The organism is Arsenicicoccus bolidensis DSM 15745 (assembly GCF_000426385.1).
Taxonomy (GTDB): Bacteria; Actinomycetota; Actinomycetes; order Actinomycetales; family Dermatophilaceae; genus Arsenicicoccus; species Arsenicicoccus bolidensis.
This window is the reverse complement of record NZ_AUFG01000003.1, coordinates 24,433-42,627: the sequence shown is the minus strand read 5'-3', so window position 1 is coordinate 42,627 and position 18,195 is coordinate 24,433. Positions and strand designations below refer to the sequence as shown.

Annotated in this window: 17 protein-coding genes; 16 read left to right on the top strand and 1 reads right to left on the bottom strand. The window is 66.5% G+C overall.

Translation table 11 applies throughout. The features are described 5' to 3' along the window. The first annotated feature begins 8 nt into the window (after positions 1 to 8). From K313_RS24370 to K313_RS0102460, 7 genes are all read left to right on the top strand, one after another. Positions 9 to 1,157 carry an EcsC family protein gene (locus K313_RS24370; RefSeq protein WP_029210288.1) on the top strand — a complete coding sequence of 383 codons (1,149 nt, stop codon included), beginning with the start codon at positions 9 to 11 and terminating at the stop codon, positions 1,155 to 1,157. Further along, positions 1,144 to 1,842 carry a DUF6308 family protein gene (locus tag K313_RS21975; RefSeq protein ID WP_029210287.1) on the top strand — a complete coding sequence of 233 codons (699 nt, stop codon included), beginning with the start codon at positions 1,144 to 1,146 and terminating at the stop codon, positions 1,840 to 1,842. The genes K313_RS24370 and K313_RS21975 overlap by 14 nt, the downstream gene beginning before the upstream one ends. A gap of 96 nt (positions 1,843 to 1,938) precedes the next feature. After that, positions 1,939 to 2,433, top strand: a complete 495-nt coding sequence (locus K313_RS24100; protein ID WP_205621791.1) for a DUF6597 domain-containing transcriptional factor — start codon at positions 1,939 to 1,941, stop codon at positions 2,431 to 2,433. After that, positions 2,430 to 2,777: a helix-turn-helix domain-containing protein gene (locus tag K313_RS24095; protein ID WP_205621790.1), complete on the top strand. Its 348-nt coding sequence runs from the start codon at positions 2,430 to 2,432 to the stop codon at positions 2,775 to 2,777. Before K313_RS24100 ends, K313_RS24095 begins: the two co-directional genes overlap by 4 nt. Before the next feature lie 70 nt (positions 2,778 to 2,847). Continuing rightward, positions 2,848 to 3,429, top strand: a complete 582-nt coding sequence (locus K313_RS0102470; RefSeq protein ID WP_029210286.1) for a dihydrofolate reductase family protein — start codon at positions 2,848 to 2,850, stop codon at positions 3,427 to 3,429. Positions 3,430 to 3,631: 202 nt separating this feature from the next. Continuing rightward, positions 3,632 to 4,843 (top strand): LCP family protein, encoded by a 1,212-nt coding sequence (locus tag K313_RS0102465; protein WP_029210285.1) that lies wholly within the window; start codon positions 3,632 to 3,634, stop codon positions 4,841 to 4,843. A 96-nt stretch (positions 4,844 to 4,939) separates the two neighbouring features. Further along, on the top strand, positions 4,940 to 6,361 hold the full coding sequence (locus tag K313_RS0102460) for a tyrosine-protein kinase domain-containing protein (protein ID WP_029210284.1): 1,422 nt from the start codon (positions 4,940 to 4,942) through the stop codon (positions 6,359 to 6,361). Here the strand turns inward: K313_RS0102460 and K313_RS0102455 are convergent. Next, positions 6,358 to 6,951: an arsenate reductase/protein-tyrosine-phosphatase family protein gene (locus tag K313_RS0102455; RefSeq protein ID WP_029210283.1), complete on the bottom strand. Its 594-nt coding sequence runs from the start codon at positions 6,949 to 6,951 to the stop codon at positions 6,358 to 6,360. The genes K313_RS0102460 and K313_RS0102455 overlap by 4 nt on opposite strands. 175 nt (positions 6,952 to 7,126) lie before the next feature. On the opposite strand from K313_RS0102455, the gene K313_RS0102450 reads away from it, so the two are divergent. The 9 genes from K313_RS0102450 (at position 7,127) to K313_RS0102420 (ending at position 17,935) form a co-directional block, all read left to right on the top strand. Continuing rightward, entirely contained in the window at positions 7,127 to 8,974 is a 1,848-nt protein-coding gene (locus tag K313_RS0102450; protein ID WP_029210282.1) for a polysaccharide biosynthesis protein, read from the top strand. 92 nt (positions 8,975 to 9,066) lie between these two features. Further along, positions 9,067 to 9,924: an MraY family glycosyltransferase gene (locus K313_RS24840; RefSeq protein WP_420804896.1), complete on the top strand. Its 858-nt coding sequence runs from the start codon at positions 9,067 to 9,069 to the stop codon at positions 9,922 to 9,924. After that, positions 9,921 to 11,156: a glycosyltransferase family 4 protein gene (locus tag K313_RS22825; RefSeq protein WP_029210281.1), complete on the top strand. Its 1,236-nt coding sequence runs from the start codon at positions 9,921 to 9,923 to the stop codon at positions 11,154 to 11,156. Before K313_RS24840 ends, K313_RS22825 begins: the two co-directional genes overlap by 4 nt. Next, positions 11,153 to 12,082, top strand: a complete 930-nt coding sequence (locus K313_RS24835; RefSeq protein ID WP_084412379.1) for an NAD-dependent epimerase/dehydratase family protein — start codon at positions 11,153 to 11,155, stop codon at positions 12,080 to 12,082. Before K313_RS22825 ends, K313_RS24835 begins: the two co-directional genes overlap by 4 nt. Beyond that, complete coding sequence (locus K313_RS0102440; RefSeq protein ID WP_029210280.1) at positions 12,079 to 13,104, top strand: polysaccharide biosynthesis protein; 1,026 nt, start codon at positions 12,079 to 12,081, stop codon at positions 13,102 to 13,104. The genes K313_RS24835 and K313_RS0102440 overlap by 4 nt, the downstream gene beginning before the upstream one ends. Further along, positions 13,101 to 14,198: a polysaccharide biosynthesis C-terminal domain-containing protein gene (locus tag K313_RS0102435; RefSeq protein ID WP_029210279.1), complete on the top strand. Its 1,098-nt coding sequence runs from the start codon at positions 13,101 to 13,103 to the stop codon at positions 14,196 to 14,198. The genes K313_RS0102440 and K313_RS0102435 overlap by 4 nt, the downstream gene beginning before the upstream one ends. Continuing rightward, positions 14,195 to 15,322 (top strand): non-hydrolyzing UDP-N-acetylglucosamine 2-epimerase, encoded by a 1,128-nt coding sequence (gene wecB, locus K313_RS0102430; RefSeq protein WP_029210278.1) that lies wholly within the window; start codon positions 14,195 to 14,197, stop codon positions 15,320 to 15,322. The genes K313_RS0102435 and wecB overlap by 4 nt, the downstream gene beginning before the upstream one ends. A 7-nt stretch (positions 15,323 to 15,329) precedes the next feature. Continuing rightward, complete coding sequence (locus K313_RS0102425; protein ID WP_029210277.1) at positions 15,330 to 16,541, top strand: glycosyltransferase; 1,212 nt, start codon at positions 15,330 to 15,332, stop codon at positions 16,539 to 16,541. Between the two features lie 173 nt (positions 16,542 to 16,714). Further along, the gene (locus tag K313_RS0102420) at positions 16,715 to 17,935 is read left to right on the top strand and encodes a hypothetical protein (RefSeq protein ID WP_156911105.1); all 1,221 of its coding nucleotides are present in this window, start codon (positions 16,715 to 16,717) and stop codon (positions 17,933 to 17,935) included. Positions 17,936 to 18,195: the final 260 nt, after the last annotated feature.

Genomic DNA, 18,195 nt, shown 5'->3' with positions numbered 1-18,195 from the left:
TTCCGTGCATGGGGATACCGTCGCAGTACGAGCTGGATGCGTGGCGTGAGGTTCAGGAGTTCCAGGGGCGCACGATGTCGAGCGGCGTGGCTCAGGTCAACCAAGCCGCCGGAAAGGCTGCCTCGAAGGTAGGCAACTTGGCCGTCAGCCTCGGGGACAAGGCCCACGCTCAGGTCGAGGCGCGACCGCAGGCGAAGGCCATCGTCGACCGAGCGCGAGTGGCGTCGTCGAAAGGCGCGGATCTTGCCAGCAAGGCTGCCAAGAAGGCTGCAGCGAGCAGTCCTAATTGGACCGGAACGGCTGTCACGTCGATCGGCAGCAGCCTTGCGCGCGCGTCCCGCGTCGGCCTTTCGCCCAAGGGCGTCGTGAAGAAGCACCAGAAGGCGGGCCACGAGGTCAAACATCTCGCCGACGTGCGCCGCCTCGACCTCGAGCAGGTGGACGAGCTCCGCGGGCGGACAACGAGCTGGTCCTACCCGCTGGCTGCCGCGATGTCGGGTGCGGGAGCTGCGTTGGCGATGACGGGCGGACAGCTCGTGGTCGTGGTTGGGGCCGGCGCAAGCGCTGCGCCAGGGGGTGCCGCCGTGGCGGGCGCATTCGTCGCGGATGCTGCCGCCGTCCTCGCCCTCTCCTCCAGGGCCGCGGGGCAGGTTGCGCTGACCTATGGCTACGACCCCGAGGCGCCGGCCGAGAAGGTCTTCATCATGTCAGTGGTGAACGCAGGCACAGCTGCGTCGAGCGGCGCGAAATCGGCTGCGCTCAAGGATGTCTCAAAACTGACCCAGGCTCTCGTGCGCAAGAAGACGTGGGACGAGCTGAACAAGTCCGTGCTCTCGAAGATCACCACACAGTTTGCGAAGTCGTTCAACGTCCGTTGGACACAGCAGAGCCTGGGCAAGGTTGTTCCTGCCGCGGGCATCGCCGTGTCCGGGGCGCTCAACTGGGCGACGCTCGAATCCATCGTGGACACAGCGGACTTCGTCTACCGACGTCGCTTCCTGCTGGAGAAGTACCCGGACCTTGGTTCGGTGGATATCCACGAGGCCTTCAGCATGCCGGGAGCCGAGCCGGTCGCCGACGAGGAGATCAGCATCGTCAGCGACCTCGAGCTTGAGGGTGTCGTGCTGGACGAGGAGGTGCGTGATGGGCGCGCCTGAGACTGCGGCCTGGGTGGTCGACGAGACGCTGTGCTCCGCAGCCGTCGAACGTGCTCGGAGTGCGGTGGGCGATCCTTGCGCGGCTGACCACCTTGTGCGGTACTACGACCCCGCGAGGGGTTACGCCGGATCGACCTTCACTGACCTCGCTCCGAACGACCCCATGTCGATCGGACCGGCGGATCTGCTCGCGGTGACGACGTTGTCGGTGAGGGTGCTGCCGCTCGCGATCCGGCGCTTTCTCGACGACAACCATGCGCAGCGGGCCTCGGAGCTCCTGGAGCGGCTACCCGCCTCTGCTCGGCTCGAGGATGACAGCGCGCCGAAGCTTGCCCACCAGATGGCGGAGTTCCACAACTTCGCCAAGGCGACTCTCGGCGCCAACCCGTGGGTGACGGCGTCGAAGCTCTGCGCGCGGAAACGGCCGAACCTGTTCCCTGTCCGCGACCGCGTGGTGTTGGAGTTCCTCGGCCTCACGCCCGGCTACTCGACCGACTGGCCCGCCTTCGCCGCGATCATGCGGGACGACGTCGTCCGGGAGCGTCTCGACCGCGTCGTCAGCGAGGCGATCAGTCGAGGTGCCGACCTCGGCGATGGCACGCTAACGCTCCGGCACCTTGACGTCGTGCTGTGGATGGCCGGGATGAAGGGGCACCCGATCCGCGGCAAGCCCTCTCCGGAGTGAGCCTGCGCCGGGCGGCAGCCCCGGCGGCGCCGGCTTTCGGCCGTATGCCGACGCCGCCGCCAGCCGGTCGCCGCGGTGATCGGCGATGCTGGGCGCATGGAGTACGTCTCCAGAGTGCCGCGGCCGCCACTGGACGAGCTGATCGACGACCTCTACTACCTGGAGGGCGCGCCGCCATACGCCCGGTTGCGGCTGCCGCCGTCGCCGGCGGCGTTCCTCGTCGTCAACCTCGGCGACCCGTTGCGCATCCGCGCCGGCAGTGGCGCCGAGGCGGAGGAGTACTCCGACGGCTGCGTCGTGACGACGCCCACCCGCGCCATCGAGTTCGGCTACCCGGTCAGCACCCGGTCCGTGGGGGTGCACTTCAAGCCCTGGGGAGCGACCTCGTTCCTGCCGATGCCGGCCGGCGAGCTGTGCGACCGGCCGGTGACGATCGAGCAGGCGTGGGGTCGGTCGGCCAGCGACGAGCTGCGCGACCGGCTGGCGACGGCAGCCGGCCCGGCGGAGATGCTCGCCCTGCTCGAGGACGAGCTGATGGGGCGGATGCGCGCGACGACCGGTCTCGGGCTGGTCGCCACACCAGCCGGGTGATCGCGGCGACCCGCGGGGTGGTCGTGGTCGGGGACCTGAGCGTGGCAGCCGGCGTCAGCAGCACTCACCTGGCCCAGCGGTTCAAGGAGGTCGTCGGGGTCACGCCGAAGCGGCTCGCCCGCAGCTACCGCTTCGCCGCCACCCTGCTCTCGCTCGACCCCGTCGAACGGATCGACTGGGCCGACCTCGCGGCCGGCGCAGGCTTCTTCGACCAGGCCCACTTCGGTCACGAGTTCCGCGAGTTCACGGGACTCACACCCACGGAATATGTCGGCGTCCGTCAGCGGTTCCTGCGCGAGCATCCCGGTCACGTGCTCGACAGCTGGTCGCTTCCGACCGATTGATTTCTTACAAGAGCCGCCGCTCCCCCGCCCCTAGCGTGAGTCCCCCCCAACACATACAGAGGAGCACCCCATGGGCACGGTAGTCATGTACGCATCAGTCTCGGTCGACGGCTTCGTCGCGGACGAGAACGACCAGCCCGGGCCGTTGTTCGACTGGCTCGTCAGCGGGGACGTCCCCCTGGACGCGAGCGGCGCCCTCACGGTGTCGCAGGCGTCCCACGACTACACCCGGCCCTACTGGGACAGCATCGGGGTGACCGTCGTCGGCCGCCGAGTCTTCGACCTGACGGACGGTTGGGACGGGACACCTCCGAGCGGGATCGATCACGTGGTGGTCGTGACCCACCGGCCGCCGCCCGAAGGCTGGGATCCCACGGCACCGTTCGACTTCGTCGAGGGGGTCGAGGCCGCCGTGGCCAGGGCGCAGGAGCTCGCGGGTGACCGCATCGTGGAGGTCGCCGCGGGCGACGTCGGTGGCCAGGCCCTGGCGGCGGGCCTCGTCGACGAGGTGCGCATGGACGTGGCGCCGGTCGTCCTCGGCTCCGGCAGGCGCTACTTCGGGTCCGTCGACGCGCAGCACCTCCTGGAGGATCCTGCCGTGGCGCTCGTCGGTAACCGGGTGCTCCACCTGCGCTATCGGGTGCGCCGCTGACCGGCAGACCCCAGCCCGCGGGGTGCAGAGGTGTTGCCTCAGCGTGCGAGCGCGAGCGGTGCCGGACATCCGATCATGAGCTCCACCGGTCGCCGTCCGCTCCGGACGAGCGGGGCCCCAACCGGTCACACGGAGCGACAACGCAGAGTGCTTGACGGTTGCTTTGTGTTACATCACTCCCCCAGGCAACTACTCTGGTCGTATGCCGGTCCCTCCCTCTCCCACCGAGCGCGACGTCGAGGCGCCCGACGCGGGCCCTGACGGTCACGCCGAGCCCCGACGTCGACGCCGGTGGCTCAAGCCCCTGGCGTGGACGCTCGCCGCCGTCCTCGTGCTGTGCGCCGCCGCGGTCGGCGGCTATGCCTGGCACCTGCGCCGGACCGTGTCCGACAACGTGCAGCGCGCGCCCCTCCTGCCCGACGCGCCGGCCGAGCACCGGATCGTCCCGCAGGACGACAAGGGCAACCTGGTCGACAGCAGCGGCAAGATCGTGACGGACCAGCAGGGCAAACCGGTCGACGCCGGGGCAGCGCACGTCGACGCAAAGGGCCAGATCGTCGACCAGCAGGGCAAGCCCATCCTGTCCGGCGGCAAGCCCATCCTCGGCACCGCCTCGGAGGAGGTCGCGCAGCCGAAGAAAGTTGCGACGTCGAAGGACTCGCTGAACTACCTGGTGCTGGGCAGCGACTCGCGCGGCTCCGACCAGGGGCGTTCCGACGTCATCGTCGTCGCGCACGTGTCCGACGACCGCAAGCGCGTCGACCTCGTCCACTTCCCCCGCGACCTCTACGTCATCATCCCGGGGCGCGGCAAGAACAAGATCAACGCGGCCTACCAGTACGGCGGCGCGCCGCTGCTGGTGCAGACGATCCAGCCGCTGATCGGAGTGCCGATCGACCACGTCGCCACCATCGACTTCAACGGCTTCAAGTCGATGACCGACGCGATCGGCGGCGTCGACGTACCGACCGACTCGGGCGTCCGCCACTTCAACGGGACGCAGGGTCTGGCCTGGGTGCGCGAGCGCTACGGCCTCGACCAGGGCGACATCAGCCGGGGCAAGAGGCAGATGGCGTTCATCCGCGCCGTCCTGACCAAGGGACTGTCCCGCGACGTGCTGCTCAACCCCCGCGAGTTCTCGAGCTATCTCGACGCCGGCACGCGCAACATGACCGTGGACAGCGGCTTCACCGTTGACGAGATGCAGAAGGCCGCGCTCAGCATGCGCAACGTCCGCGGCGGCGACATTCACACGACGACGGCACCGTGGGTGGCGGCCGAGCCGGGCCCCAACAACATGTCGATCGTCGTCATGAGCCGCAGCCAGATGGCCACGCTGGCCGAGCACCTGCGCACCGACTCGATGGCGACGTATGTCGACAACGTGTCTCCCAAGCAGGGTTTTGGCGGGTAGGTCCTACCTCGCCCCCGTTTCACCCGTTAGTATTACGCTAAGTATTCAGATGTGCGCCGACTGTGACGTCTGCGCCTGGGAGAAGAGAGACCGCTCGTGGACCTGCAGGACTACCTCCGCGTCGTTCGCAAGCGCTGGCGCATCATCGTCGGGGTCACCTGCCTGACCGTGCTCGCCGCAGCGGCGCTGACGATCCTGACGCCCCGGACGTACCAGTCCACGGCACAGCTCTTCATCTCGACAGCCAACAGCGAGACGACGGCCGAGCTGGCTCAGGGCAGCACGTTCACCCAGAAGCAGATGAAGACCTATGCCGACGTGATCACGTCGCCGAAGGTGCTCGACCCGGTGCACGACGCGCTCGGCATCGACCGCGCGGCGACCCTGGCGCGCTCCGTCACCGCCACCACCCCGCCCGACACCGTCCTGCTCAACGTCTCCGTGGTCGACCGCGACAAGGCCAAGGCCGCTCGCGTCGCCAACGCCGTCGCCGAGGAGTTCACCTCCACGGTCCAAGAGCTCCAGTCCGTCAAGGCCGGGCAGGAGAGCCCCGTCAAGGCCACCGTCGTGCGGCCCGCGACCGAGGGCTCCACGCCGGTCGCGCCCCGCCCCGCCCGCAACCTTGCCATGGGCCTGCTGCTGGGCCTGCTGCTGGGCCTTGGCCTCGCCCTGCTCCGGGACCTGCTGGACACCTCCATCAAGGGCGAGCGCGACGTCAAGGAGGTCACTGACGAGACGATCATCGGCGGCATCCACTTCGACCCCGACGCCAAGACGCACCCGCTGATCGTGCAGGGCGACCCGCAGAGCACCCGGGCCGAGGCCTTCCGCACGCTGCGCACAAACCTCCAGTTCGTCGACGCGGCAAACCACCCCAAGGTCATGGTCTTCACGTCGTCCCTGCCGGGTGAGGGCAAGTCGACGACCACCGCCAACCTGGCGCTCACCCTGGGCGCGAGCGGCGCCAGCGTCTGCGTCATCGAGGGCGACCTGCGGCGACCGCGGTTGCTGCAGTACATGGGCCTGGAGGGAGGCGTCGGCCTGACCACCGTGCTGATCGGCGACGCCGAGCTGGACGACGTGCTCCAGCCCTTCGGCCACAACGTCCAGGTCCTCGGGGCCGGCCCCATCCCGCCCAACCCGAGCGAGCTGCTCGGTTCGGACCCCATGCGCGCGGTGCTCGACGAGCTCCGCCAACGCTTCGACTACGTGATCATCGATGCCCCGCCCGTGCTTCCCGTCACGGACGCCGCCGTGGTGTCCCGCCTGGCCGACGGCGCCGTGATGGTCGTCGGTGCCGGAGTCATCAAGAAGGAAGACCTCCACCGGGCCCTCGAGAGCCTGGAGACCGTGGGCGCGCGCGTTCTCGGCCTCGTGATGAACCGCGTTCCAACGAAGGGCGCGGACGGCTACTCCTACTACGGCGAGCGCTACGCCTACCGGTCGTCCGAGCCCGCCGGCCCGGTCGAGCGGACGCCCACGGGCTCCGGCGCCCACCGGGAGAGCACGCCGGTCTAGCGGCTCCCGGCACCGGCACCGAGGACGCGCAGCACCTGCGGCAGCGCGTCCTCGACCTGTGTGGACATAGTGTCAAAGACGTCCCGCCCCTGGCGGAAGGGGTCGATGACATCGGCCTCCCGCGGCTCCAGCGGGGGTCGCAGGCCCCGCTGCGACGCGATGAGCGGCACGACCTGGTCCAGCCACTCCCGGGCCGAGGCGCGGGGCGGCAGCTCGTCGTCACGGACGCCCGCAGCCAGATGAGCCAGGTCCCGCAGCGTGTGCGTGCGGGCGAGCGCACGCGGATAGAGCCGGCTGACGGCACCTCGGTGGTCGCGGGTCGCGACGATGACGAGCTGGGAGTCCGCCACCAGCTCACGGGTGATCGCCCGTGCCCGGAAGTCCTCCCCCGCTCCTCCGGCACCCGTCAGGCGCGACAGCGCGTCCGGCTCCATGGCGGCATCGACGAGGGCCCCCGTGCCCGCGCTGCTGACCTCGACGGCGCCGTGGCCCCAGGCGAGATCCAGCTCGTGCTGGAGCCGCCGTTCGATGTAGGGAGACCGGCACACGTTGCCGGTGCAGACGATGAGGATGCGCGCCGCGGAGGTCATGGGGCCACCGTACGTGGCGATCGCTGGCCGGATCCATGAATGTTGACACTTAGTTGAGTGCTCATAGACAATCCGTGATTTTTCGGACCTTACGTGCGCTGATTGTTGGACTTTGGGCTACTCTCTGTATGTCCACTGACACTGTGGGTCATGTACCTCTATCCGAGGAGTCAGGATGCTCACCCACCGCCGCCGGGATCGCCTGGTCCGGGTGTCATGGTGTCTGATCGACGCCGTCATCTGGGTGGTCGCGATCTACGGTGCAACGTGGCTACGTCACGCCTATGAGGTGGAGCCGACGTTAGTCCGCAACACCGCCATCGTCGCCTGCGCAGCTGCCATGGGACACGTCCTGGCCTCCTTCCTCACTGGCCCCTACCGCAAGGGGCACGTCCGTGGCTCCTTCGAGGAGGTGCTCGAGGTGGCGGCCACGGTCGCCATCGTGTGCGCCGGCCTCATGGCGTGGGCGCTGGCTGCTCGTCCGATCGTCGTGCCCCGCACCGTCCCTGTCATGGCGGCGCTCATCGCCTCGCTAGCCATGATGGCCATCCGTTTCGTCATCCGCGCCGCCCGCCAACGCCACTGGGCGACCCTGGAGGGGAAGGAGCGGATCCTCGTCTTCGGCGCGGGCAACGGCGGTCGGCTCCTCATCCGCAACCTGCGCCACGACCCGACGTCCCCCTACATCCCCGTAGCCCTCCTCGACGACGACAGAGGGAAGCGCCGACGCTCCTTCGACGGGGTTCGGGTCCGCGGTGGGCGTGACCACATCGCCAAGGCGGCGGAGGCCTACGACGCGGAGAAGATGGTCATCGCCATCCCCAGCGCTAACGCAGAGACCATCCGCGAGTTGCGACAGGCTGCAGCTGAAGCGGGCGTCAAGCCGTTGGTCGTCCCGACGATGAGCGCCATGGTGGGCCGCACCCCCACCTCTCACGACATCCGCGACGTCAACCTGGAGGACCTCCTCGGTCGTCGACCGGTCACGCTGGACCAGGCCGCCATCGCCAGCGAGCTCGACAGTCGCACCGTCTTGGTCACGGGCGCGGGCGGCAGCATCGGCAGCGAGCTGTGTCGCCAGATCGCGAACTTTCACCCGTCGAAGCTGGTGATGCTCGACCGCGACGAGTCTGCGCTCCAGTCGGTGCAGCTGGACCTGGACGGCCACGGGCTCCTTGAGAGCGACAGCATCGTCCTGGCCGACATCCGCGACCAAGAGGCCATGCATCGAGTCTTCCAGCAGCACCGCCCGGACGTCGTCTTCCACGCGGCCGCCCTGAAGCACTTGCCCCTCCTCGAGCGCTATCCGCTGGAAGCGTGGAAGACCAACGTCCTGGGCACCCTGAACGTCCTACGAGCTGCGCAGGGGTCCGGCGTCGGCACTTTCGTGAACATCTCGACCGACAAGGCGGCCGATCCCGTCTGCGTGCTGGGCTACAGCAAGCGCATCGCCGAGCGGCTGACGGCAGACATGGCTCAGCACGCCCCGGGACGCTATCTCAGCGTCCGCTTCGGCAATGTCCTGGGGTCGCGCGGCTCGGTCATCCCCGCGTTCACCCGGCAGATCACCAAGGGCGGCCCCGTCACGGTCACCCACCGCGACGTGCAGCGCTACTTCATGCTCATCCCCGAGGCCTGCCAGCTCGTCATGCAGGCCGCCGTGATGGGCCATGCCGGGGAGGTGATGGTGCTCGACATGGGGACGCCGGTGCGCATCCGGGAGATCGCAGAGACCTTGATCGCCATGTCGGGCCGCGATGACATCGAGGTCGTCTACACCGGCCTGCGGCCGGGCGAGAAGATGTCTGAGGATCTGTTCAACGCAGCCGACAGGTCGCGCGCCACCACCCACCGACTGGTCACGTCAGTCGACGTGCCTGCCCTGGACGGCAACACCGTCGACGGGATGCCCTTGACTCACGAGCGAGCAGCCGGCTGGATGCGCGGCTGCGCGCGTGAAGGACGGGGGCCCGTTCCCACACTTCGGCCTGTCCGTGATGCGCAACCGAGCGATGCATCGTGATCGGCTCCCGAGCACTGCTGCTCTCGGCAGCCGCGACGGCGTTGGTCTGCCCTATCGCCATTCGTCACCTCCGCCTCACAGGTCTTCTGGACATGCCCAACCACAGGTCGTCACACGTGTCTCCAACCCCCCGTGGCGGAGGGATTGCCTGCGCAACGGGTATCGGCGTTGCCGCAGCAGCCGCCCAGGTGGCTGGCCATGACGTTGCCTGGACAGCCCTTGCGGGGGCCGGTGCCCTCGCAGGAATCGGGCGGCTTGACGACATCCGCGGGCTGCCCCCCTTCACCCGTCTGATCGCCCAGGGTGTGGTAGGGGGGGTAATGGGGCAGGCGTTTCTGGGCGGAACCCCAGGCGCGGTAGTCGGCGCCGCTGTCACCTCCGTGGCAGTGAACACAACCAATTTCATGGATGGCATCAATGGAATGTCGGGGCTCACGGCCGCCCTGTGGGGGGCTTCTGTGATGCGAGTTGGCGCCTCGACGCACCGTGGCGCTCTAGTCGAGCTGGGAGCAGCGACCGCGGGCGCGGGCTTGGGCTTCCTTCCCTACAACATGCCGCAGGCCAGTCTCTTCCTAGGCGATGTAGGCAGCTACTTGTTCGGCGGCGCGTTCGCAGCGGGCATCCTGTCCCAACGGGACGGGTGGTCGGCCATGGCCTGCATCGCGCCCCTTTCGGTCTACCTGACTGACACGGGTTCCACTGTCGTCCGACGCGCTCGCCGGGGTTCGCCGCTGACGGAAGCACATCGCGAGCACGTATACCAACGGCTGGTCTCACAACATGGCTGGACGCATGCGCAGAGCGCAGCGCTCGCCGCCGGGATCTCGGCAGTGATCACCGTCGCCGTTCACAAGCGATCCGTCACCGGACTCGCCGCCTCAGGGCTTCTTTTGGCCGGGTATTCCCGGCTACCTGAGATCCTTCGTTGGGCTGTAGGGGTGGCATCATGAAACTAGGGTTCATCACACATTGGTACGACCCAGAGGTAGGCTCGGCATCCCTGTCAGGGACCATCTCCCGGGCGCTTGGGCGCAGGGGTGACGACGTTCGAGTTGTCACAGGGTTTCCCATCTATCCAGCAGGCCGCCTTTACCCGGGATACAGGATGCGCCCCTACCAACGGGAGACCCTCCGCGGGGTCGATGTGCGGCGCAGCGTGATCTATCCCAGCCACGACCGCAGCGCCCTGCGGCGCATGGCGAACTACGCCTCCTTTGCAGCCACGGGTAGCCTGACCGCTGCTGCGACCTTGTGGGATCGAGACGCAAACCTCGTGTTTTGCTCACCCGCGACCGCCTCACTCCCAGCCATGGTGTCGCGAGCCTCTGCGAAGGTTCCTTACGTGCTGCACGTGCAGGACCTTTGGCCTGACAGTGTCCTTTCCAGCGGCTTCCTCCCGCGTCGCGCCGGTGCGTTAGCTCGTGGGAGCATTAACGCGGGGCTCCGCGCCGTCTACGGAGCGGCGCATCACATTGCTGTCACCTCCCCGGGGATGGCTGACGAATTGACGTTGCGCGGTGTGCCAACAGGAAAGCTCTCTGTGGTGCCGAATTGGGCCGACGAACAGGCCTTCCGGCCTGTGGGACGCAACCCAGCGCTCGCCTCGTCGCTAGGAATTGTCGCACCCCATGTGATCATGTACGCCGGAAACATGGGTGAGGTGCAGGGGCTTGACGTCCTGATTGAGGCTGCTGCCCTGCTCCGTGGGCGAGTGGATATTCAATTCGCATTTGTCGGGGATGGCGTGTCCCGGCCTAAGCTCAGAGAACAGGTCCGCGAGCTTGACTTGGACAATGTGACATTTATTGACCCCCAGCCGTTCGATCGCATGGCAGATATCCTCGCGCTGGGGTCCGTGCAAGTCGTGACTCTGATTGATGACCCACTGTTCGCCATGACGTTGCCCAGCAAGCTCCAGGCAACGATGTGCTCCGGGCACCCGGTATTGGGGATCCTGGCGGGCGACGGTGCTGACCTGGTTCGGCGGGCCGGAGCAGGTCGCACGGCCCGTCCGGGAGACCCCGGCTCAATCGCAGCAGCTCTGGCTGAGATGTTGGACGATGCGCCTGCTCTCGCGTCGATGGGTGCGAATGGAAGGGCCTTTTACTCGGAGCACCTCAGCGAAGCTGCCGGTGCCTCAGCGCTGCTGGACCTGCTGGAGCGAGCGGCGGGGGCACGATGACGGAGGTCGTGGTCCTTGGCGGCACCGGGTTTGTAGGGTCAGCCGTCGCGACGGCCCTTGAGGGACGAGGCATCGTGACACGCCGCGTCAGCGCACCGCGTCTTCACGTGACTGCCCCGGACGACGCCATGGTCACAGCCCTTGGCACGGCATTTGCCGGTGCTGACGCGGTCGTGAATGCGGCGGGCATGGCGTCAGCACGCAGCGGCGAAAGCCCAGATTTGTGGTCCGCCAACGCAGTGCTGCCGGCGGTGGTGTTGACCGCTGCCCGTCTGGCGGGGGTGGGCCGTACGGTTCATGTGAGCAGCGCAGCCGTTCAAGGGCGACGTCCTGTCCTTGACAGTGCGTGGCAATTAGATCCGTTCTCGCCCTACTCCCAGGCCAAGGCTGCAGGCGAGCTTGCACTCAAGGATGCTGGGGGCCACGACTGGGTCATCTACCGACCTGGTGGAGTCCATGGCGAGGGCCGAGCCGTCACGCGGTCGATCGCCCGACTCGCCCGCTCCCCGCTGGCCGTCGTACCAAAGACGGCGCAGCCGACACCGCAGGCTCTCGTAGAAAACGTTGCCGACGCCATTGCCTGGCTTGCCACAACGCCGTTGGCTACGCCATCCGTCGTGCACCATCCAAGCGAAGGACTTACCACGCATTCGGTCCTCACCGCCTTAGGGGGACGCGAACCGCATCGCGTCTCCGACTCATGGGCTTCCGCGCTCCTAGCCGTGACCTGTCTCGCCAGCGCCATAGTGCCGAGGTCGGCCGGGATTGAACGGCGCCTGGAGACTCTCTGGCGAGGTCAGCAACAAGCCCCGTCCTGGCTAGAGCAATCCGGCTGGCAACCTCCCCTTGATCCCCACATCTCCTGGTTGGCATTGGGCCGGGCCATAGCACGTCATGACAACTCACGAGCGAAGGACCCCGCATGAACACCATGTCTGGAGCAACCGTCACCATCACAGGCGGAACGGGTTCCTTCGGCAAGACCATGGCACGTCACCTCCTCGATCGTGACGCCGCCGAGGTGCACATCCTGAGTCGCGACGAGGCCAAGCAGGACCAGATGCGTAAGGACTTCGGCGACGACCGTCTCAAGTTCTTCCTGGGCGACGTGCGCGACATCGACAGCGTGGCAGCAGCGGTGCGCGGCTCCGACTTCGTCTTCCACGCGGCGGCGCTCAAGCAGGTCCCGTCGTGCGAGTTCTTCCCCCAGCAGGCGGTCAAGACCAACGTCCAGGGCAGCCACAACGTGATCGAGGCGTCCGCGGCCGCCGGGGTCCGCACGGTCGTGTGCCTCAGCACGGACAAGGCCGTCTATCCCGTCAACGCCATGGGGATGTCCAAGGCGCTGATGGAGAAGACGGCCCAGGCCTATGCCCGCAACAACCCCCGCAGCAAGACGACCGTCGCCGTCACGCGCTATGGCAACGTCATGTACTCCCGTGGCTCGGTCATCCCCCTGTTCGTCGACCAGCTCCGCACGGACAAGCCCCTGACGATCACGGACCCGGACATGACGCGCTTCCTCATGTCGCTCGCGGACTCCGTGGATCTCGTGCTCCACGCCTTCGAGCACGCCGAGCCCGGCGACCTGTTCGTGCGCAAGGCGGCGGCCAGCACCGTCGACGTGCTCGCCCGCGGTGTCGCCTCTCTCTTCGGTGACGACTCCCCCACCATCGACGTCATCGGCACCCGCCACGGGGAGAAGCTGCACGAGACCCTCCTGTCCTGGGAGGAGGTCCTGCGGTCCTCCGACGAAGGTGACTACTTCCGGGTGCCGCTGGACGCCAGGTCCCTGCAGTACGAGAAGTACGTCGAGGAGGGCGAGGACAAGCCCCGCATGCTCGAGGCCTACAACTCGGCCAACACGACCCGTCTGGACGTCGAGCAGACCAAGGAGCTCCTGCAAACGCTCCCCGAGGTCCGCCTGCTGCTGGAGCGTGGGCTGTGAAGGTTCTCCTCACCGGGGCAGGAGGATTCCTCGGCTGGCACACGCGGGTCCGCCTGGCGGCTCTGACCGACCACGAGGTCGTGGCCGTGGACCGTGAGTCCTTCAGCCGTATGCCGGAGCTGGTCCAGGGCTGTGACGCCGTGCTGCACGTGGCCGGGGTCAACCGGGCGTCCGACGAGGAGGTCGAGCGCGGCAACGTCGAGCTCGCGGAGGCCGTCGCCGAGGCCGTCCGCAGCTCGGGCTCGATCGGCACCGTCGTCTACGCGAACACGGTTCACGCCGGGGCCGACTCGCCCTACGGCCGGGGGAAGTCCCGTGCCACGGAGGCGCTGCGGGCGAGCGGCGCCAAGGTCGTGGACGTCCGGCTCCCCAACCTGTTCGGCGAGCACGGCCGGCCGGGCTACAACTCCTTCGTCGCGACCTTCGCCCACGCGGTCGCTCGCGACGAGGCGCCGACCTCCGTGCAGGACAAGGAGATCGGCGTCCTCCACGTGCAGGACGCCGCGCAGGTCCTCATCGACGCCCTCTCCACGGATCAGGCCGAGCTGGCGCCCAAGCCTCACCCGACGTCGGTGCAGGAGGTCCTGGACAAGCTGGTGTCCTTCCGCGAGACATACCGCACCGGCGACATCCCTGCCCTACCACCCACCTTCGACGTCAACCTCTTCAACACCCTTCGCGCGGCGCTCTTCCCCCAGGCCTACCCCATCCAGCTCACACCCCACAGCGACGACCGGGGCCGGCTGGTCGAGACCGTGCGCAGCCACGGCGGGCAGGGGCAGACCTTCGTGTCGACGACGCGGTGCGGCATCACCCGGGGCGAGCACTACCACCTCGGCAAGATCGAGCGGTTCGTCGTGCTGGGTGGGCGCGCTCGCATCTCCCTCCGCCGCGTGTTCCACGATGACGTGATCGACTTCGAGGTCGACGGCGCCAACCCGGTGGCCATCGACATGCCGACCATGTGGGTCCACAACATCACCAACGTCGGAGACGCCGAGCTGCTCACGCAGTTCTGGACTCACACCCTCTTCGACCCCGCCGCTCCCGATACCTTCTGGGAGCCTGTCCGCCAGGAGAAAGCATGCCCCTGAAGGTCATGACCGTCGTCGGGACCCGCCCTGAGCTCATCCGTCTGTCCCGCGTGCTGGCCCGGCTGGACGAGACGGTGGACCACGTCCTGGTGCACACGGGGCAGAACTACGACTACACGCTCAACCAGGTGTTCTTCGACGACCTCGGTATTCGCCAGCCGGACCACATGCTCGGGGTGGATACCAGCTCCCTCGGACACGTCCTGGGCGAGACACTCATCAAGGTGGAGGCCTTGCTGCTTGAGGAGCGCCCGGACGCCTTCCTCGTGCTGGGCGACACCAACTCGTGCATCGCTGCAGTCATGGCCAAGCGCATGCGAATCCCCGTGTACCACATGGAGGCAGGCAACCGCTGCTTCGACGAGAACGTGCCCGAGGAGACCAACCGACGCCTCGTCGACCACGTCGCGGACTTCAACCTCGTCTACACCGAGCACGCCCGCCGCAACCTGCTCGCCGAGGGCCTGCACCCCCGCCGGATCCTGCTCACGGGATCGCCCATGCGCGAGGTCCTCGAGCACTACCGACCCCAGATCGAGGCGTCTGATGTGCTCGATCGGCTTGGTCTCCAGGAGCGCGGCTACTTCCTGGTCAGCGCCCACCGCGAGGAGAACGTCGACTCCCCTGAGCGGCTGCGTAAGCTGCTGGGCTGCCTCGTACGGGTGCACGACGCCTATGACCTGCCGGTGTTCGTCAGCACCCATCCGCGCACACGCAAGAAGTTGGAGGGCCTTCCCAACTGGAGCGAGCCGGAGGGGGTGACCTTTAGCGATCCGCTGGGGTTCCACGACTACAACAAACTCCAGCTGGCGTCAGCCTGCGTGCTGTCTGACTCCGGCACCATCGCTGAGGAGTCCACGATGCTGGGCTTCCCCGCCATCACTCTGCGCGACTCGGTCGAGCGTCCCGAGGCCCTCGACACGGGCGGCATCATGATGACCGGGTTGTGCCCCGACGATGTCGAGGCCGGCGTACGTGATGTGATGGCCCGGCCCAACCTGTCTGCGGAACAGGGACCCACGCTCCCGGCGGACTACGCGATTGGGAATACTTCAGACCGGGCTGTTCGCTTCATAATGTCAACCGCCCGCCGCCACCGTTCTTGGTCCGGGTTGCGAGGCTAACGTGGCTATGCATGAGCGCCCGCGGATCCTCGTTATCTCCGGCTTCTTCGACTGGTTCAGCGGTTATCAAGAGATCGGCCTCGTTCGAGCACTCAGGAAGTCGGCGGATACCTACGTTCTAACCGGAGATCAGGTCAATCCCATCTTCAAGGACGCGCACATCCAAGCGCTGGGACTGGAGCGGCGTTACCAACCGGGCACCACGACGGAGGAGGGGGTTACCCTGCTGCGCCTGCCCGTGGCCGAAGTCAGATCCATGGTGTGGTCTCCCCGCGCCGTACGCGCCGTCGAGGCTCGTCCCTTCGATCACATCATCCAGGTCTTTCCCGGCCACCTGCTTCCATTGGCCGCGTCCCTTGCGCGCACCCAGGCGCGCAAGTCGGTGCTGTATGGGGACAACTCTGCCATGTACGCCTCGCTCTCCCCCCAGGCTGCCGCTCTCAAGTTCCGCATCTTTAGCGCCACCAAGGGAAGGCTTTATCAGTTCATCAACCGCCGAGCCGACCACCTCTACGGTTATACACCTGAAACCATTCGACGGCTCGCACCCTTTTCGGCGGGGCACGAGATGGAACTTCTCCCCCTTGCTTACGACGACGAGGTGTTCTCCTGGTCGCCCGCCCTGCGGCGGGAAGCTCGGACGGAGTTGGGCATCGCCGAAGACGAGTTTACGATCATCGCCCCTGGCAAGGTCCAGCCGCAAAAGCGCTTTGACGCACTGATCGAGGCCGCCCTCCAGCACATACGACAGGGCCGCAAGATAAGAATCGTTTTAGCAGGTCTCGACCGGTCGTCGACCAGTGATGACCTCCGACGACACGTCCGTCAATCCGGGTTCTCCGAACACTTCATGCTGTTCGAATTCACCACTGCAGCACGGCTCAACGCCCTCTTCAATGCCAGTGACCTAGGGGTGTGGCCGGCGATGCCCGCCATCACGATCCAGCAGGCCATGGGAACCGGCCTGCGCGTCGCTCTACCGACCAACGACATCGTGCAGCACCTGATCAGGAATCCATCAAGCGGTCCGGTCTTCGAAGCGGGCGAAGACCTCACGCCCAAGCTATTCAACGTAATGGCTAGCGAGGCGGCCGTAAAGGCTCTCTACGCGAGCGATGCCTTGCGAGAGGCGCGCTGCAGGGAAAATCTATGGTTAAGCACCGCGGCCCTGGCCGAGCGCATTCTCACGTCACCAGCCCGCACGGGGTGGGCGACGTGACCCCCACCCCTACCCGGTCTCGGCGGTCTCAGCAAGTCAATGCGGCCGGCCGCCGCGGCGAGCATGGTCGAGGACCGGCGCTCCACGCCCTGTGGTTGGCCGCGTCTCTTGTCGCCTATACGTACGTGCTTAGGCTGGCTTATGAGTTGGTCGTCAGCCCGACGTTCTCATACATGGGCGAGCAATACCGCGCTCCCGACCTGGTCAACTATGCATTCAGCCTCGGCGGTCTCTACCTCGTGGGACTGATGCTGCCGCAACTAGTCAAGACCGCGGCAGACGTCATGATCTGGATTATGTACTTCATCATGATCGTCCCCCTCATGATGGTCCCCCACTACACCGAGCTGTGCACTCCCGATCAGGCAAACGTGATCACTGCGGTGAGTGGCGTTTCCTTTATCGCAATGGTCCTCTTGATTAGGGGGATTCCAACCGACGTCTCCCCCATTATCCCCGTCGAGCCTCAACTCTACTGGCTGGCCATTGCCACCTTCTCGCTATCCACGTATGCTTACATGGGCCTCAATGCCGGATTCACCATGGCCTCCCTGGACCTCACTCAGGTGTACTCCATTCGCGATTCGTATCGTGACACGATCGCATCCCAGGGGGCCCTCCTCGGATACCTCGTGCGCCTCCAGGGAAATGTGATCAACCCCCTCCTCATAACGCGTGGCGCGACGGGTGGCAGTCGCTGGTTGATTACTGCGGGTTTCGTCGGTCAATTCCTCATCTACTCCATCACGGGGTTTAAGACCACCATCCTGTCCGGCATAGGCATATTGGTGGTCATTGCCGGCATCAGGGTGGTGCGTCACCTGTCTGGACTGCACGTGGGTGCTGGCATCATTGGCTTTGTCTCTCTGTCATTGGCTGCTGACCTTGTGAGGGGCACCAGCTTGTGGACCGCGCTGTTCATCGATCGCTTCATCCTCGTGTCGGGCAACCTCGCGGCGGCTCACTGGGCGGTGTTCGACCAGAACCCCGTCATCGGTTGGCGTGACAGCTTCTTGAGTTTTCTTGGCCCCTCGCCTTACTTGAGCACGGCTGGATTCACAGTCGGCAAGCACATGACCGGTAACGCCGCTGTGCAGGCGAACGCCAACTATGTCGCGGATGGCTTCGCTAACCTGCACCTCACCGGAGTATTCATCGAGGCAGCCGTCTGCGCCGTGGTTGTCGCGGGGGTCGCGTCCGCTGGTCGAAGGCTCCCGCTGACAGTGACGGCTGGCGTTCTCTTCACCCCGGTAATCGCGTTGGTCAACTCGAGTCCCATTACAGCCATCATCACCAACGGGTTTCTTCTGGCCGCCATCCTCTTCGCGACTGCCCCTAGGAGCATGTGGGCCGATGCGCCTACAGAATCTTCTTCAAGGTCAGGTCGACGATGAGGGATGGCATATCTCTTGGAGGCGTCCTGACGTGGGCTCTTGACCGCGGGCGTCCTACTCGTAATACCGGAAGGTGAGATGCTCATCACTGGAAGGTGAGTCGAACAGATCCCCACTCGGCCAGTTCATAGGCGAGTCGGGACCTTTATTCGGAGAGCCAGTTACCCGCACGAAACCCGGCGCTGGCGCTTGGCAATACGGCTCATTGAAAAGGGGCGACTATCCCAGCGCAGCCCACCAGTTCATCAATCTCATTTTGC

Coding starts and splice junctions, on each gene's coding strand:
- K313_RS24835 (WP_084412379.1), top strand. CDS start 11,153: ATGACGGAGGTCGTGGTCCTTGGCGGCACCGGGTTTGTAGGGTCAGCC.
- K313_RS24100 (WP_205621791.1), top strand. CDS start 1,939: ATGGAGTACGTCTCCAGAGTGCCGCGGCCGCCACTGGACGAGCTGATC.
- K313_RS22825 (WP_029210281.1), top strand. CDS start 9,921: ATGAAACTAGGGTTCATCACACATTGGTACGACCCAGAGGTAGGCTCG.
- K313_RS0102440 (WP_029210280.1), top strand. CDS start 12,079: ATGAACACCATGTCTGGAGCAACCGTCACCATCACAGGCGGAACGGGT.
- K313_RS21975 (WP_029210287.1), top strand. CDS start 1,144: ATGGGCGCGCCTGAGACTGCGGCCTGGGTGGTCGACGAGACGCTGTGC.
- K313_RS0102470 (WP_029210286.1), top strand. CDS start 2,848: ATGGGCACGGTAGTCATGTACGCATCAGTCTCGGTCGACGGCTTCGTC.
- K313_RS24840 (WP_420804896.1), top strand. CDS start 9,067: ATGCCCAACCACAGGTCGTCACACGTGTCTCCAACCCCCCGTGGCGGA.
- K313_RS0102425 (WP_029210277.1), top strand. CDS start 15,330: ATGCATGAGCGCCCGCGGATCCTCGTTATCTCCGGCTTCTTCGACTGG.
- K313_RS0102455 (WP_029210283.1), bottom strand. CDS start 6,951: ATGACCTCCGCGGCGCGCATCCTCATCGTCTGCACCGGCAACGTGTGC.
- K313_RS0102450 (WP_029210282.1), top strand. CDS start 7,127: ATGCTCACCCACCGCCGCCGGGATCGCCTGGTCCGGGTGTCATGGTGT.
- K313_RS0102420 (WP_156911105.1), top strand. CDS start 16,715: ATGGGCGAGCAATACCGCGCTCCCGACCTGGTCAACTATGCATTCAGC.
- K313_RS24370 (WP_029210288.1), top strand. CDS start 9: ATGGGGATACCGTCGCAGTACGAGCTGGATGCGTGGCGTGAGGTTCAG.
- K313_RS0102465 (WP_029210285.1), top strand. CDS start 3,632: ATGCCGGTCCCTCCCTCTCCCACCGAGCGCGACGTCGAGGCGCCCGAC.